Here is a 15140-nt window from a genome sequence, read left to right as displayed (position 1 = left end):
GCATAGGCTTTTCCAGTTTGTGTTCGATTCGCCACAGCCGAGAAAGGCGTTACTACCGAGAAGATGAAAGCCTTTTCATCTGCCTTTCATCTTCGTTTCATGCACCTGGAGCGAGTCTCGCTGCGTGATGAAAACAAATCTTCTTCCTGCCGGGCTGCGACTTCTGTGCGCAGCGCTCTTTTCGACGCTCAGTCTCTGCAGAGCCAATGGCGGCATGCCAAGGCCCACTGAGTTCAAAACCCGCTCTTCCGGCCCCTACCTCATGATCCTGACCCGCAAGAAGGACTAAGGCTCAAAACTCCACTGACCGCGCCATGAAAACACTCGCCTTCACCACCCTTCTCATGCTCGCGGCGCTGTCGCGTGCTGACACGGTCATCAACGTGGACAGCACCGTGCTGCGCCCCGGCGTTCAGCGTTTCGGCATCGGCCTGGCGCAGCACAACTACTACGACTCGAACCAGATGATGAAGGAACTGCTCTTTCGCAATCCGGGCTTCGAGGGGCTGCTTTATCAATCCGTCGTGCGCCTCGGCCAGGGCGGCACCGCAGGCAGCGCCATCGAAGATGAGGCCTTCACGCAATGGCCCAGCGGCTTCTGGGCGGGTGCTTCGTATGAGATCATCTGGTCGTCCGGCAACACGAAGGGCCGCAGCGGCACGGTCACGAACTCGCTTGCGCCGAATCGTGCGAATCCGCCGAATGACCCGAGCGGCAGCGCACAGGGAACGACGTATTTTTTTGCCGACAGTGATGCCGCGCATGTGCCGCTCGAGGGTGACTACATGATCCTGCGCAAAACCGAAGTGGGCGGCACCGGCGGAGGCGCTGCCTTTGCGAGTTGGTCCGTGAGCGCTGGTGGTGGCGGCACGGTGACGAGCGAGACCGCCGATCTGCCTCCCGGCACCGCAGGGCAGCAATGCGCCCGACTCGATGCCGCAACGAGTGGTCAACAAGCTGGTGTGACAGGTCAATTCGACACGCTGACCGGCTTCATCCGGCTGAATGGCCAGTTCCGACTCGCCTTCAAAGCGAAGGGCGTCGGCGGTGCAAACCGCGCCTTCATCACCGTGCGTCGCGGCTCGCTCACATCTTACCTGAGCCAGACCGTGCAGCTCACGAGCGAGTGGGCAGACTACTCGCTGCCGTTTTCCGTGGGCGAGGACGTCAGCACCTCCGGCACGATCAGCGTGGGCCTTTCCGCCACGAATCAAAGCGCCGTCCTCATCGACGATGTGAGCCTGCGGCAGACCGACAGCAGCGCGACGAATCCCACCGAGTTTCGCGACGATGTGGTAAGCACGCTCGAAGGCCTGCGCCCCGGCATCCTGCGCTATGTGAACTGGCAGCAGGTCGGCGACTCGCTCGCGAACGCGCTCTCGCCGCTGTTTGGCCGCAAGCGCACCGGCTACTCCGTCTATGCGACGAGCGAAAACAACATGATGCCCGGCCTGCATGAGTATCTCGTGCTCTGCGAGCATCTCGGATCAAATCCATGGTATTCCGTGCCCGTGCCATTTTCGCCGCAGGAGGCCGCAGACCTCATGGAATACCTCGGCGGCTCCACCGGCACACCGATGGGTGCTTTGCGAGCCACGCGTGGTCATCCCGTGCCATGGACGACGGTGTTCAGCCGCATCCACCTCGAGTTCGGCAATGAGAACTGGAACAACAGCGCCTATCGAGGCGCCGCCATCACGCAGCCCGTGCCCTGCGGCCATTGTGCCAGCGAGGTCTTCAGCGCCATCAAAGCCTCGCCACATTACAACGCCGCACAGGTCCAGTGCATCCTCGGCGGCCAAAACGGCAACGCCGGGCTGAACTCCGCGCTGCACAATGCCTCGCCGCAGCATGACGTCTTCACGCTGGCCCCATACATGGCCTACCGCGTGGATAATTTCGCCACGAACGAGGACCTCTTCGGTCCGCTCTTTGCCGAGCCCGAGTGGTGGAGCTTCAATCCCTCCGCCACGAGCGGTTTGATGCGCTACACGCACGACTTTCTACAAGGCTCCAGCCGTCCCGTGCCGCTCAGCGTCTATGAAGTGAACCTCCACACCACCACCGGCGCCATCAGCCAGGGTGCGCTCGATAGCTTCACGCCATCCGTCGGCGCGGCCATCGCTGTGGCGGATCACATGCTCGTCATGCTGAAGGAGCTGAACAGCCGCGAGCAGGTCTTTTTCTCGCTCGCCGGTCACAGCTACTCGATCGGCGATGGCCGTACCGCACGGCTCTGGGGCTCCGTGCTCGACATGGGCAAAACCAACCGCAAACGCCCGCACTACCACGCCATGCAGATGCTCAACGACGTGCTCGCAGGCGATCTCGTCGCCACACAGCACAGCGGCGATGATCCCACCTGGAACCAACCGCTCATGAACCGCGTGAGCTTCACCTCAGCCCACCATTTGCAGAGCTTCGCCTTTCAAAACGGCACGCAGCGCGGCCTCGTCGTCTTCAATCTCCATCGCACCAATGCGCTCGATGTGCGCTTCACCGGCCCAAACGCTCCCGCGGGCTCACTCACACTCCGTCGCCTCACCTCCGCCAACATCACCGACAACAACGAAACCGCCGAAGTTGTCGCTCCGACCTCGCAAACGCTCACCAGCTTTGATCCCGCTCAGCCGCTCTCGCTGCCGCCTTACTCGATGACCGTGCTGGAATGGACACCGCCCGCACGCCAAGCGTGGCGCTATCAACACTTCGGCACCGTCGCTGGCACTTCGAATGCCGCTGATGACGCCGATCCCGATGGCGACGGCCTCAGCAACCTCCTCGAATACGCCCTCGGCACGCTGCCGACTCAAACGTCGTCCACGCCATGGGTCACCACGACCACCAACGGCTATCTCAGCCTCAGCATCGCCAAAAACGCCAGCGCCTCCGGCATCACCTGGAGCGCCGAATCGAGCGATGACCTCCTCACCTGGCACCCCGAGCAAACCGTGACGCTCATCGACAACGGCACCACCTTCAGCGTGCGAGACAGCGTGCCGATGAATACCACCACACGGCGTTTCATCCGGCTTCGTGTCACAACCTCACCCTGATTCGCGAAGGTTGCCCGTTGGATGCCGTATCAAAGGGAATGAAGTATCTATTCTCCCTTCTGGCATTCTTTGCCGCCACCCTCCACGCCGCCGAATTCCGCGCCGGAGCCGCCACCAGCAACATCACGCCGGAACTCGGCAGTTCGATCAACGGCGGCTTTCAAGACGGCAAGGCGGCCTTCATTCATGATGAACTCAACGCCCGCTGTCTCGCGCTCGATGATGGCCAAACGAAGCTCGTGTTCGTTGTCGCGGACAGTTGTGTGATCGGGCGCGGCATCTTCGATGAAGCCAAGAAGATGGTCAATGAAGCCACCGGCCTGCCGATGGAGAACATGATGATGTCTGCCACGCATTCACACTCGTGCGGGACACTGCAAGCCGTGGGCCAGAGCGAACCGAACCCGATTTATCAGCGCTTCGTGGCTCGGCGCATCGCGGATGGTGTGCGGCGCGCCTTGAACAACCTCGCTCCCGCGAAAATCGGCCACGGCAGCGCCTCGGTGCCGCAGCAGGTCTTCAATCGTCGCTGGAAGATGAAGCCTGGCACCATTCCGCCCACGCCGCTCGGGGTCACCACCGATCAGGTGAAGACCAATCCCGGCATCAACAACCCAAACCTCGTCGAACCCGCCGGCCCCACCGATCCTGAGGTGAGTTTCATCAGCGTGCAAGGCGTGGACGGCAGACCCATCGCCCTGCTGGCGAATTACTCGCTGCATTACGTCGGTGGTGTCGGTCCGAGCCACATCTCGGCGGATTACTTTGGCGCGTTCGCGGTGAAGATCGGTCAGTTGCTCGGCGGAGGCCCGGAGTTCGTCGGCATCATGTCGAACGGCACCAGCGGCGACATCAACAACATCGACTTTCGCGGCGGTCAGGCCAAAGAAGCGCCGTATGGCCGTATCCAAATCGTCGCGAACGATGTTGCACAGGCTGTGGCGGAGGCGGTGAAGAGCGTGAAGCACGAAGAATCTGTGCCGCTCGCCGTCGCGCAGAAGGAACTCGAGCTCGGTTTGCGCATTCCGAGCAAGGACGAGGTCGAAAAGGCCCACGAAGTGATGAAGGGCTCCAAGCTCTTTCCTCGCATGGAAACGATGGAGCAGGTCTATGCGCGTGAAACCGCGCTGCTGGCCGATTTTCCCGCGAAAGTGTCCGCACCGCTGCAAATCATGAAGATCGGTGATCTGCACGTCTCGGCCATTCCCGCCGAGGTCTTCGTCGAAATCGGACTGGAACTCAAAAAGCGCCATTCGCCGACTTTCAGTGTCTCTTTGGCCAACGCCTACCACGGCTACCTGCCCACGCCCGAACACCATGCGCTAGGCGGCTATGAAACTTGGCGTGCCCGCTCCAGTTGCCTCGAAGTCGATGCCTCCACGAAGATCATCGCGGGGCTGGAGGAGTTGTTTGCGAAGCTCAAATGACGTTCATCACCTCCGGCTCGGTGCTTCATGAGTCGCGTGAACTGATCTAAGGCTTTCTGGATGCACATTTGAAACCGGAGGCTGAAACGAAAACACGGCGGCTGGCACCGTAGTGGTCTGCCATGAAATCGTGCCGCTGTCTTTTACTCGCCGCCCTCGGCATCGCATTTCCGTCTGTCATTGTCGCCCAGGGCCTCTCGCTTTACAGCAGTGTGAGCCAGGAGGCGCGGGAAGTCTCCGGCGCTTCTCTCGCGCAGCCGCTGTCACCGGAAACGTGGAAGGCCACTCTCGCTGAACGACGTGAGAAGTGGTTGGAGATGCTCGGCCTTTCGCCGCTGCCAAAGCGAACGCCACTTCAGGCCACGGTGACCGGCGTGCTGGAGCGTGGTGATTATGTGGTGGAGAAGATTCATTTCCAAAGCCTGCCAGGCGCGCATGTGGCAGGGAATCTTTACCGCCCGTCGAAGATCACCGGCAAGCTGCCTGCGGTGCTCTATCTCTGCGGCCACTCGAAGGGGAAAGTGAACGCGCCTTATCAGGCGAATCCGCGCTGGTTTGCCCAGCATGGTTATGTGGCGCTCGTGCTTGATCCGGTGCAGCTCGGCGAGTGCCAGGGCCTGCATCACGGCACCTATCGCGAAGGGCGCTGGGATTGGCCGAGCCGTGGCTACACACCCGCGGGGACCGAGGTGTGGAACGCGATGCGCGCGCTCGATTACCTGCAAGGCCGCGACGATGTGGACGGCGACAAGATGGGCGTCACCGGCCTCAGCGGCGGCGGGGCGATGTCGTGGTTCCTCGGCGCGGCGGATGAGCGCGTGAAAGTGGTCGTGCCTGTCTGCCAGAGCGGCAGCATCGAGCGCATGGCGGTGGATCGCGCGACGGACGGTCACTGCGACTGCGCTTTCTGGGTCAATTACCACCGCTGGTGCTGGTCGGACGTCGGGGCGCTCATTGCTCCGCGTGCCTTTTTGATTGCCTCCGGCAGCGAGGACGTGCTGTGGCGGCCTGCGGGCTATCGCGATGTCGCGCATCGCATCCGCCATCAATACACTGCACTCGGCGAGCCGACGAAGTTTGAGCTGACCGAAGATCTCGCGCCGCACGGCTACACGCCGAAGCTGCGACAGGCCATCTTCACCTTCTTCAACACGCATCTGAAAGGCGATCCCACACCCGTGCAGGATGATGTGACCGACTTCGTCGAGCCAGAGGAAAACCTGCTCGTCTTCGTTGGCAAGCTGCCGAAGGACGACACGATGATGCAGATGGACGCTCGGCTGGTGAAGGCTGCGGATGTCTCGATGCCCGACAGTGAAACGCAGTGGCAGTCGCATCAAAAAGACGCGCTCGTCAAGCTGCGCCAGACCACCTTCCGCAACATTCCCGCCGATCCCACGCCACGCCTGCGCGACAAGCTGGCCGACGGCGGCACCAAGGACGGCACCTTCTACAGCACGCGTGTCTTTGACACCACCGACGGCCTCACCCTCGCCGTGAAAACTCAGCACGCGCCGCAGAACACCGGCCCCGTCGTTCTGTTCGCTGTGCAGCCAGACGCTCGCAGCACCTTCACCGGCGGCGGTGCCTCCAAACCGGGCCTCGCGCCCGAGTTCGCCAGCGCCGGTGTGGAAGTGCGCAACACCGGTGCGACCTCCGTTGGCCCTGGCTACCTGTGGACCTTGCGGCGCATGTATCCGCTGCTCGGTCATACTTTGCCCGAGCGTCAGGTTCATGATCTGCTCGCCGGAGCCGCGCTCATGCGCCAGGAATCCGCCACCAGTTCCACGGTGTTGTTCGGTCAGGGCGAAACTGCCGCACTCGCCATCTACGCCGCGGTTCTTGATCCAAAGATCAGCGAACTCATCCTCGACGCTCCTCCCGAAACCCACACCAAGCCCGAGACCGCCGAGTTCCTCGGCATCCTGCGCGTCGGCGATCTCCCGCAAAACCTCGCGCTGCTCTACCCACGCCCGATCACCTTCATCGGCAAGATGCCTCCGGCTTATGAATGGACGAAGCAAGTCTATGAAAAGCTCGGAGCTGGTGATCGCATTCGCGTGATCCGCAGTGCGCACGAGTGGAAGCCCATCGCCAAGTAAGCCAGCCATTCACTCCTCCATCCATGAAACGTTTTTCCATTCTCACTCTTCTATTCCTCGCGGCTTCCTTCGGCCTTGAGGCGCAAACCACTGCGCCACAAGCCATCGGTGATGACAAAGTGGATGACACGGTGACCGTGCAAAAAGCCGTGGATGCTGGCGGAGCCGTGCGGTTTGGGCGCGGCGCCTACCGACTGACGAAAACCATCGTCGTCGATCTCGACAAAACAGGCTTCGTCTCGCTCAATGGCGATGGCGTGGCGCGTTTCGTGATGGAGGGCGCGGGACCAGCTTTCAAATTCATCGGCACGCACGGAGGCACGGCGGACCCGAAGAGCCTGAAGCCGGAGATCTTTCAGCGGCAGCGCACGCCGATGGTGGACGGCATCGAAATCGTCGGCGCACATCCCGAGGCGGATGGCATTGAAGCGACAGCGACGATGCAGCTCACGATCACGCGTGTGGCGGTGCATGAGGCGCGGCATGGCATCCACCTCACGGTGCGGAATCGCAATGTGATCATCAGCGACTGCCATTTGTATCACAACACCGGCATCGGCGTGTTTTACGACAACGTCGATCTCCACCAGTCGAACATCATCGGCAGCCACATCAGCTACAACGCCGGTGGTGGTGTGGTCACGCGCGGCGGCGGCGTGCGCAACCTGCACATCGGCACCTGCGACATCGAAAGCAACATGACGCCGGAGGCTCCACCGACGGCGAACGTGCTCATCGACTGCACCGACGGCTCCACGGCAGAAGTCAGCATCACCGGCTGCACCATCCAGCACAATCCCTCGCCCGGCGCGGCGAACGTGCGCTTCATTGGCAAAGGCAAGCCGCGTGGTGACGACGACACCACGCAATGGGGCCACCTGAGCATCTCCGACAACGTGCTGAGCGACGTGGAGGTGAACATCGACCTCCAGTATGTGCGCGGCGCGGTGATCACCGGCAACACCTTCGGCGGTGGCTACGAGCACGATTTGCTCGTCACCCATTGCAGCAACATCGCCGTCGGCAGCAATACCTTCGACCGCAACCCTCCCTACTATCGTGGCAAGGCTGAGGCGGCGAAAGGCGGCCTCGTCTTCCACGACTGCCGCGACATCACGCTGACCGGCCTGCACATCGACGGCATTCGCAGCCATCCCGCCGCTGTGCAGATCGAGAACGGCGACACCTTCAACCTCTCTGGCTGCACCATCCTAGACAGCGATGGAGCCGGCCTGATGCTCAAGAACGTGACGAACAGCCTCGTCACCGGCTGCCTCATCGCCGACCGCCGCCCTGATCGCGCACCAGCACCCTCCATCCGCATCGAAGGCGGCAAGGACAACACCCTCGCCAACAACAAACTCGCGCATGGTGCGGACTGACCCGCGATTCTCACGATGAAAATCGCATAGGCGCAGCGGCGATGAAACGCAAAACAATCGTCACCGTGCTCGTTTGATGCCAGTCGCTTTCCTGACTCGCACCTATTCTTCCAATCATCATGTCCGCCAACGCTGCCGCCTCCGACTCCGCCTATCCTTCTCCAGGTCCCTCCACCGCACGCTGGTGGCAGAATGAAGACTGGCTTGCCGTGCTCGCGGCGCTGCCGGTTTTGATCGCTGTAGCGAATGGCTGGAGCCCGAAGATGCCTTCGATGGGGTGGTCTGGCTCGGCTGAAGTCGCCAAAGCCTTTACTGCTGACAACCTCGCCCTCAGTGGCGTGCTGCTAGTCGTGTTTCTCGTAATTTCGACACTGGCTCTCGCCGCCTCTTTGGGAAAACGCATCTTCGCCTTTCTCGGTGGCGCTGTGGTGGTTTTCATCCTCGGCTGGCTGTCCCACTGGATCGCGGGCAACGCGGGCATCAAGGTCTGGGGCATCGAGTATGTCGTCTTCGCCCTAGGGCTGGGCATGATCTGGAGCCACTTGTTGCCAGTGCCTGAGTGGCTGCGCGAGGCGGTGCGCACGGAGTTTTTCATCAAGGTTGGCATCGTTCTCCTCGGCGCCACCATCTTGCTGCCAGAGATGATGAAAGCTGGATTCCCCGGCCTTATTCAAGGTGCTCTGGTGATCCCCGTGGTCTGGTATGCCTGCTTCTTCATCGCGAGGAAACTCAAGGTGGATGACGAGTTCGGCGTCATGCTCTCGACGGCGGTTTCGATCTGTGGTGTCTCCGCAGCCATCGCCGCCTGCGGTGCCATTCAGGGGGATCGGAAAAAGCTTTCCTACGTCACCTCCATCGTGCTGCTCTGTGCGGTGCCGATGATGATCCTCATGCCGGTCGCCGTGCAAAAACTCGGTCTTTCTGAAGCTGTCGGCGGCGCATGGATCGGCGGCACGCTGGACACCAGCGGCTCCGTGGCAGCGGCGACTGAGCAGGTGGGCAAAGAGGCGACGAAGGTCGGCGTGATCGTGAAGCTCTCCCAAAACGTGCTCATCGGCGTGGCGGCCTTCGTGCTTTCCATTTGGTGGACCATGCGTGGTGGCAAAGACGGCACCGCGAAGCGTGAGAAACCATCGGCTGCCGTCATTTGGCAGCGCTTCCCGAAGTTCGTCATCGGCTTCGTCATCGCCTCCATCGTCTTTTCTTACTTCGTATCACCAGCCGTCGCTGAAGCTGCCAGCAAGCCGCTCAAAGGTCTGCGTGAAATTTGGTTTGCCGCCGCCTTTGTCTGCATCGGCTTGGAGACACGTCTCGGCGAACTCTTCCGGCTCGGCGGCGGACGCCCCGCCATCGCTTTCCTCGGTGGCCAGGTCTTCAACATCGCGTGGACCCTGATTTTGGCGCTGTGGCTCTTTGGGAAGTGACAGTCCATGACACGATTCGCATATAGCCTCGTCGCAGTTTGGCTCTTGCTCACGGCATGTTCTCTCGCAGCAGAACCTGTGTTTCACGCCACCGCCTGCGAAGGCACTTATCCGCGTCATCTCCAGGGCATCTGCACCAACGATAAAGACGCTATTTATTGGTGCTGGACCGATTTTCTCGTCAAAACCGACACGGACGGCCATGTGCTCCAAAAAGTGCCGGTGGCGAATCATCACGGCGATTTGTGCTTTCACGGCGGACGCGTCTATGTCGCCACGAACCTCGCGAAGTTCAACCGGCCCGCCGGCGAGGCGGATTCGTGGGTCTATGTCTATGATGGCGACACGCTTGCCGAACTCGCGAAGCATCGTGTGCCCGAGCTGGTCCATGGTGCGGGCGGCATGGCGTGGCACGACGGCAAATTCGTCCTCGTGGGCGGTTTGCCGCCGGGTGTGAACGAAAACTACGCCTATGAGTATGACGAGAGCTTCAAGTTCGTGAGACGCCACGTGATCGTGAGCGGCTACACGCTCATGGGCATCCAAACCGCCGCGTATGCTGACGGCGCATGGTGGTTCGGCTGCTACGGCAAACCCACCGTGTTGCTGCGTGCCGATGAAAAGCTGCGTTTCATCGGCAAATGGGAGTTCAATGCATCGGTCGGCATCGCGCCGATCAGCGGTGGCCGTTTTCTCATCGCGCAAAACATCCCCGTGAAAGGAGAGGGCCACTCGGCGAAGGTTTTCATCGCGAAACCGGATCCGAAAGCCGGACTCGTGATCGAGAAGTGATCGTGCGGGTCACTTTGAGTGCGCGGATTTGAAATCGTATCCCTTCACTGCCTCGGCGGCGAGTGTGGAAAGGCGATGGTGTAGCTGATACACGTCGGGACGCGTGTCTTTGCCATCGGGGCCGTAGCGATTGCAGAGGAAGATCACGAAGGTGCGCGAGAACGGGTCGATCCACAGCATCTGCCCGGTCCAGCCGGTGTGGCCGTAGCCGCCGACGGGGAACAGCGCACCGCGAGGCAGCGTGTAATCGTGCGGCGGCGTGCGGTAAGGCGTGTTGATGTCCCAGCCGAGGCCGCGCTGCACGGGCAGGTTCTTCGCCGCCGGGCTGCGAAGGTCCGGCGGACTCTGCACGCTGGTCATGAGCTTGATTGTTTCAGGCTTGAAGACGCGCACGCCATCGAGTTCGCCGAGATTCAGCATCATGCGGGCAAAACGCGTGATGTCCGCCGTGGTGGTGAAAAGCGATGCGTGCGCTTCGACGCCGCCCGCGAGCCGCGCCACGGTGTCATCCACCAGCCCGCGCTCCGGCGCACTCGAGGGAGCGACACGACGCAGCAACTCGCCGCCCGTTCGAAAAACGGTGTCCTTCATGCCCAGTGGCTCGAATAGCTCGTGAGTGCAGAAGTCGTCGAAACGCCGACCTGTCACGCGCTCGATCACGGCACCGAGCACCATGCTGCCGACGCTGCTGTAGGAAAATGCGCTTCCAGGCTCAAACATCGGACGCGTGCGGCACAACTGAGCGATCGCCTCCTTGTGGTTGCGAAACGGCTGCGTCTTCGGATCGAGATTCACCGGCATTCCCGACGTGTGCAGCAGCAGATGGCGCACGGTGATCTTCTCGCGACCATCGCCCGTGAACTCGGGCAGATATTTCGAGGCAGGTTCGTCGAGTTTCACCAGACCGCGCTCCACGCACCACATCGCCGCGCTGGCAGCCGCCACCACCTTCGTGACCGACGCCACATCAAAGAGCGTGTCTTCCGTCATCGCCTCAGGCTGGGGCTTCAGCGCCCGCTGGCCGAAGGCCTTGTGATACGATTCGCCCTCACGTTCCACCCACAGCGTAGCGCCGATGATCTTGCCATCGGCAATCGCCTGCTGCACTGCCTCGTCGAGCGCTGTCAGTTTGTCGCGATGAAATGCTTCGCCGTGAGCCATGTGGAAGCACGTCATCAGCAGGATCGCGTGGAAGATGCGCTTCATGGCTTTAGCTCCTTGATGAACACGTTGCGAAACTCCACGGCGTCCTTGTGATTCTGGAGTGTGAGCGGTCCTTCCGCGGGGATGTCTTTCACGCGGGCACCTTGGATGACCGGCGTGCCGTTGAGGGTCACATCCACGCGATCACCGCGCAGCGTGATGATGAAGCGGTTCCACTCGCCGGGGCCTTTGTCGGCACGAACGCTCGGCATGGTCTTCCGGCGTTCGTCTTGGGTGGCGGAGAGGTCTTTGAACTTCGTGCCCACCTCGCCGCTGCCGCAGGGCTGGCACCAGATGTTCACCTGCGCCACACGGGCACCGCGCAGGTAGATGCCGCTGTCGCCCCACGTGAGGTTGTCCTTCATGATCACCTTGCCGTCGCCATCATGGTGGAACTGCCCGTCGTCGGTGAGCCACTGATGCGGCTTCACGACCGGCTTTCCCGTGAGCCGCCAGTCGATCATCAGCGTGAAGTCCTTGTATTTTTTCGCGGTGGAAAGGTTGTAGTCCTTCCCGCTCACCCGCTTCGGTTCATCCGTGCGTAGCCGGATGACGCCATCCGCGATCTCCCACACGCCATCGAGATGCGGCGGATGATCCCAGTCCGTCCACGTCACGCCATCAAAGAGCGAGGTGAAGCCGGTGGCATCAGGCTTGTCGCTGATCGGTTCAGCAGCAAGACCACCACAGACAAACATCAGTAGCAGGAACAGTGGGAGGTGTTTTTTCATCAGAAGTCGTGTCGCAGAGTCGCAGCAGCACGCTGTGTCCTTTCACTCGCATGAGCCGACTCTGCCAAAGAATGGCGCTTACAGGCCCGTAATCGACGCACACCATGAAACGTCTCCTCAGTGTCATCGCCTTGTTTGTCATTCTCACCTCGCTCGCTCCGGCCTCGAACATCGTCATCATGGTCGTCGAGGACCCGAACAACTACGAAGCGCCACGCACCATGCGTGACTTCGCGGAAAAGCAGCTCCGCCCGCTTGGTCATCACGTCACGATCATCGACGGTGACAAGCCGCAGCCGCATCACTTCGCCGGACTCGTCGAGGCGTTGAAGGATGCAGACCTCCTGGTGCTTTTCTCACGCCGCCGTTTTCCGCCAAACGATCAAATGGCCGCCATCCGCGCCCATCTCGATGCAGGGAAGCCGCTTCTCGGCATCCGCACTGCGAACCACGCCTTTATTCCAAAGCCCAACGAGGTCGTTGATCCCAGCCTCGCGCCGTGGCCCGAGTTCACTGATGAAGTACTCGGCGCACCGAACACCGGCTACGAGACCAAAGGCCTGCCCTACACCGTCAGTGTGCCCGCTGGTGTCAAAACACCGCTGCTCGAAGGTGTGAATGCGGCCGCCATCCTCGGCCATCAGTCGCTTTACAAAGTCCTGCCGCTCGCCGCTGACACCACACCCATCCTCATCGGCACCGCCAAGACGGACACCAGTCCTCCTATGCCTGTCGCCTGGACGCGCACTTACGGTCCGAACGAAGCCCGCATCTTCTACACCAGCCTCGGTGCTCCCGAGGACATGCAGATCGCGGATGTGCGCACACTGCTGATGAACGCGGTGAAGTGGACGCTCGCAAAGTGATCTCCTCCGAATCCAACACCACAAATCAGCGATGAAACGAATCCACGCAAAACTCCCCGCATGCATCGCCGCGCTGGTCTTATCCTTCGCGGTGTCACACGCTCAGGATCCAGTCCAAGGCACGGTGAAAACGCTCGATCTCGGCGGAATGCCGCTGGAGGTCGTTTTCATTCCGCCGGGTGAGTTCATGATGGGCAGCACGCCGGAGGAAAAGGCCTGGGCCACCGGCATTGAAGGTGGGGCCCAGCCGGGAACTTCGCGTGAGTCCTTCGAAGGCGAAAAGCCACGACTGACGCGTGTGAAGAACAGCTTTTGGATGGGGCGCACCGAGGTCAGCGTGGGACAGTTTCGGCGGTTTGTGGAAGAGACTGGCTTTGTGACCGATGCCGAAAAGCCCGGTGGAGAAACCCAGGTCTTCGATCCTGAATGGGATGGATATCATATCACCACCCAGGTGGTGCATCCGTGGAAGTCCATGAAGGACAAGAGCTGGCGCGATCCAAACTGGGGATTCCCGAACAAGGATGACTATCCGGTCGTGTGCGTGAGCTACAACGACATGAAAGCTTTTTGCCAATGGCTGACCAAACGCGAACGCAAAGCGGGCCGGCTGGCTGAGGGATGGGAATACCGTCTGCCCACGGAGGCGGAGTGGGAGTATGGCTGCCGTGGTGGCAGCAAGGAAAGCCGCTACTTCTGGTGGGGCAATGAGATCGAGAACGGCGAAGGCAGGCTGAACATCTCCAGCATGGATGTCCTGCCGGGACGCACAAAGGCATGGCCACTCGCCAAGGTGCCGTGGAGCGATGGATTCGCGTTCGTCTCACCGGTGGATCATTACGGTAAAAAGGGTCGCAACGGCTTCGGTCTGGCCGACATGTGCGGCGGCGTGTGGGAGTTTGTCATCGACCACTTCGATCCGAAGGGCGGGCATGAAGACATCCATTATGAGAACGCGGAACAACGTGCCGTATCCCGCCCTGTGTGCCGTGGCGGAAACTACTTCGATGTGCCGGGCAACGCACGCTGCGCCGTCCGGCTGGGAATCAAGAACGTGACTTACTCGGACTCGCGCGACGGCTTCCGCATCTGTCTGGGCAGGCGCATCCCGATGCCATGAAAACTTTGCTTCACGGGCTGGCTTTCTGTTGGCTCACGACCACGCTGAACGCCCAGTCGCCCGATCTCGGCGGCGTGAAGGTGTCGCTCGAAGGTTACTCCTGCACTGCCACGATCAGCGCGGCGAGTTGGGGCAAGTTCAAGCTGCGCGTGCAGATCCCGCCGAGGTCGTCTTCGTATGCGATTCTCTCGTCATTTTGATGCACCGCGTGTCTGTGCGGGGAGCGCGAAAATGGAGAACACACGATTTCCTGCCACATCAGCCCGACGATGCTTATGATGGGAGTGATGGCCGATGCTCCCGCCCCAGACCCCTCTTTGACACGCCGGTCGGCGTTTCACACCACGCGATGGTCACTCGTTTTGCAGGCGAAGGCTGAAACACCGGACGAATCGGCGGCTTCTTTGGAAACGCTCTGCCGGCAATACTGGCCGCCGCTTTATGCCTATGTGCGCGGTCGCGGACATTCACCGCACGATGCCCAGGATCTGACGCAGGAGTTCTTTTCCCGGCTGCTGGCGAAAAACTGGCTCTCGGCTGCGGACCCGGCACGGGGGCGCTTCCGGTCTTTCCTGCTGATGGCCTTGAAGCGTTTCCTGGCGAACGAATGGGATCATCTGCGCGCTCAGAAACGCGGCGGTGGCTCTGTTCGCTTTGAACTGGACCCGCAGGAGCTGGCGGAGATTCCCGCGCCAGAGAGCACGGCAGGCGATGCGGATGCGTTGTTTGACCGCCAATGGGCGCTCGCTCTGCTGCAAAAGGTCATGCAGCGCCTGCGCGGCGAGTATGTGGAGGCGGGTCGTGAGGAAGAATATGAGCATCTGAAGCCCTGCCTCGTCGCCGAACGTGGCGAGACGGACTACGAGGCGCTCGCCGCCGTGCTGAAGATGAGCGCCGTCTCCGCCCGCAGCGTCGTGCATCGCCTGCGCAAACGCTTTCGCGAGATCTTCCGCGAGGAAGTCGCCGCGACCGTGGAAAAAGATGCCGACATCGAGGATGAAATGCGGGCGGTGATCACCGCGCTGGGAGCGGGCTGA

At 61.2% G+C, this 15140-nt stretch carries 12 protein-coding genes; 10 read left to right on the top strand and 2 right to left on the bottom strand.

The genetic code is table 11. The features are described 5' to 3' along the window. Positions 1–314: 314 nt before the first annotated feature. From ACILSI_RS03235 to ACILSI_RS03210, 6 genes are all read left to right on the top strand, one after another. On the top strand, positions 315–3056 hold the full coding sequence (locus tag ACILSI_RS03235; protein ID WP_395720403.1) for a hypothetical protein: 2742 nt from the start codon (positions 315–317) through the stop codon (positions 3054–3056). A 38-nt stretch (positions 3057–3094) separates the two neighbouring features. Beyond that, entirely contained in the window at positions 3095–4483 is a 1389-nt protein-coding gene (locus ACILSI_RS03230) for a hypothetical protein (protein WP_395720402.1), read from the top strand. Positions 4484–4605: 122 nt separating this feature from the next. Beyond that, positions 4606–6585, top strand: a complete 1980-nt coding sequence (locus ACILSI_RS03225; RefSeq protein ID WP_395720401.1) for a CocE/NonD family hydrolase — start codon at positions 4606–4608, stop codon at positions 6583–6585. A 23-nt stretch (positions 6586–6608) separates the two neighbouring features. After that, complete coding sequence (locus ACILSI_RS03220) at positions 6609–7967, top strand: right-handed parallel beta-helix repeat-containing protein (RefSeq protein ID WP_395720400.1); 1359 nt, start codon at positions 6609–6611, stop codon at positions 7965–7967. Positions 7968–8086: 119 nt separating this feature from the next. Then, the gene (locus tag ACILSI_RS03215) at positions 8087–9391 is read left to right on the top strand and encodes a YeiH family protein (protein WP_395720399.1); all 1305 of its coding nucleotides are present in this window, start codon (positions 8087–8089) and stop codon (positions 9389–9391) included. 6 nt (positions 9392–9397) lie between these two features. After that, on the top strand, positions 9398–10183 hold the full coding sequence (locus tag ACILSI_RS03210) for a hypothetical protein (RefSeq protein ID WP_395720398.1): 786 nt from the start codon (positions 9398–9400) through the stop codon (positions 10181–10183). 9 nt (positions 10184–10192) lie between these two features. Here ACILSI_RS03210 and ACILSI_RS03205 read toward each other — a convergent pair whose 3' ends face one another. Continuing rightward, positions 10193–11389, bottom strand: coding sequence for a serine hydrolase domain-containing protein (locus ACILSI_RS03205; RefSeq protein ID WP_395720397.1), 1197 nt, complete (start codon positions 11387–11389; stop codon positions 10193–10195). After that, positions 11386–12117 carry a DUF1080 domain-containing protein gene (locus ACILSI_RS03200; protein WP_395720396.1) on the bottom strand — a complete coding sequence of 244 codons (732 nt, stop codon included), beginning with the start codon at positions 12115–12117 and terminating at the stop codon, positions 11386–11388. The genes ACILSI_RS03205 and ACILSI_RS03200 overlap by 4 nt, the downstream gene beginning before the upstream one ends. Before the next feature lie 104 nt (positions 12118–12221). On the opposite strand from ACILSI_RS03200, the gene ACILSI_RS03195 reads away from it, so the two are divergent. From ACILSI_RS03195 to ACILSI_RS03180, 4 genes are all read left to right on the top strand, one after another. Continuing rightward, positions 12222–12983: a ThuA domain-containing protein gene (locus ACILSI_RS03195; protein WP_395720395.1), complete on the top strand. Its 762-nt coding sequence runs from the start codon at positions 12222–12224 to the stop codon at positions 12981–12983. Positions 12984–13014: 31 nt separating this feature from the next. Beyond that, positions 13015–14103: a formylglycine-generating enzyme family protein gene (locus tag ACILSI_RS03190; RefSeq protein WP_395720394.1), complete on the top strand. Its 1089-nt coding sequence runs from the start codon at positions 13015–13017 to the stop codon at positions 14101–14103. After that, positions 14100–14303, top strand: coding sequence for a hypothetical protein (locus tag ACILSI_RS03185; protein ID WP_395720393.1), 204 nt, complete (start codon positions 14100–14102; stop codon positions 14301–14303). Before ACILSI_RS03190 ends, ACILSI_RS03185 begins: the two co-directional genes overlap by 4 nt. A gap of 87 nt (positions 14304–14390) precedes the next feature. Further along, the gene (locus ACILSI_RS03180; protein WP_395720392.1) at positions 14391–15140 is read left to right on the top strand and encodes an RNA polymerase sigma factor; all 750 of its coding nucleotides are present in this window, start codon (positions 14391–14393) and stop codon (positions 15138–15140) included.

Origin of the sequence: Prosthecobacter sp. (assembly GCF_044232965.1) — a bacterium.
In the GTDB taxonomy this organism is placed as follows: domain Bacteria; phylum Verrucomicrobiota; class Verrucomicrobiia; order Verrucomicrobiales; family Verrucomicrobiaceae; genus Prosthecobacter.
The sequence above is the reverse complement of the archived record's forward strand: the minus strand, read 5'-3'. Positions and strand labels throughout refer to the sequence as shown.

What these genes read in the sequence shown, in the direction of transcription:
- ACILSI_RS03185 (WP_395720393.1), top strand. Translation starts at nt 14,100, where the DNA reads ATGAAAACTTTGCTTCACGGGCTGGCTTTCTGTTGGCTCACGACCACG.
- ACILSI_RS03180 (WP_395720392.1), top strand. Translation starts at nt 14,391, where the DNA reads ATGGCCGATGCTCCCGCCCCAGACCCCTCTTTGACACGCCGGTCGGCG.
- ACILSI_RS03200 (WP_395720396.1), bottom strand. Translation starts at nt 12,117, where the DNA reads ATGAAAAAACACCTCCCACTGTTCCTGCTACTGATGTTTGTCTGTGGT.
- ACILSI_RS03225 (WP_395720401.1), top strand. Translation starts at nt 4,606, where the DNA reads ATGAAATCGTGCCGCTGTCTTTTACTCGCCGCCCTCGGCATCGCATTT.
- ACILSI_RS03235 (WP_395720403.1), top strand. Translation starts at nt 315, where the DNA reads ATGAAAACACTCGCCTTCACCACCCTTCTCATGCTCGCGGCGCTGTCG.
- ACILSI_RS03195 (WP_395720395.1), top strand. Translation starts at nt 12,222, where the DNA reads ATGAAACGTCTCCTCAGTGTCATCGCCTTGTTTGTCATTCTCACCTCG.
- ACILSI_RS03205 (WP_395720397.1), bottom strand. Translation starts at nt 11,389, where the DNA reads ATGAAGCGCATCTTCCACGCGATCCTGCTGATGACGTGCTTCCACATG.
- ACILSI_RS03215 (WP_395720399.1), top strand. Translation starts at nt 8,087, where the DNA reads ATGTCCGCCAACGCTGCCGCCTCCGACTCCGCCTATCCTTCTCCAGGT.
- ACILSI_RS03220 (WP_395720400.1), top strand. Translation starts at nt 6,609, where the DNA reads ATGAAACGTTTTTCCATTCTCACTCTTCTATTCCTCGCGGCTTCCTTC.
- ACILSI_RS03230 (WP_395720402.1), top strand. Translation starts at nt 3,095, where the DNA reads ATGAAGTATCTATTCTCCCTTCTGGCATTCTTTGCCGCCACCCTCCAC.
- ACILSI_RS03190 (WP_395720394.1), top strand. Translation starts at nt 13,015, where the DNA reads ATGAAACGAATCCACGCAAAACTCCCCGCATGCATCGCCGCGCTGGTC.
- ACILSI_RS03210 (WP_395720398.1), top strand. Translation starts at nt 9,398, where the DNA reads ATGACACGATTCGCATATAGCCTCGTCGCAGTTTGGCTCTTGCTCACG.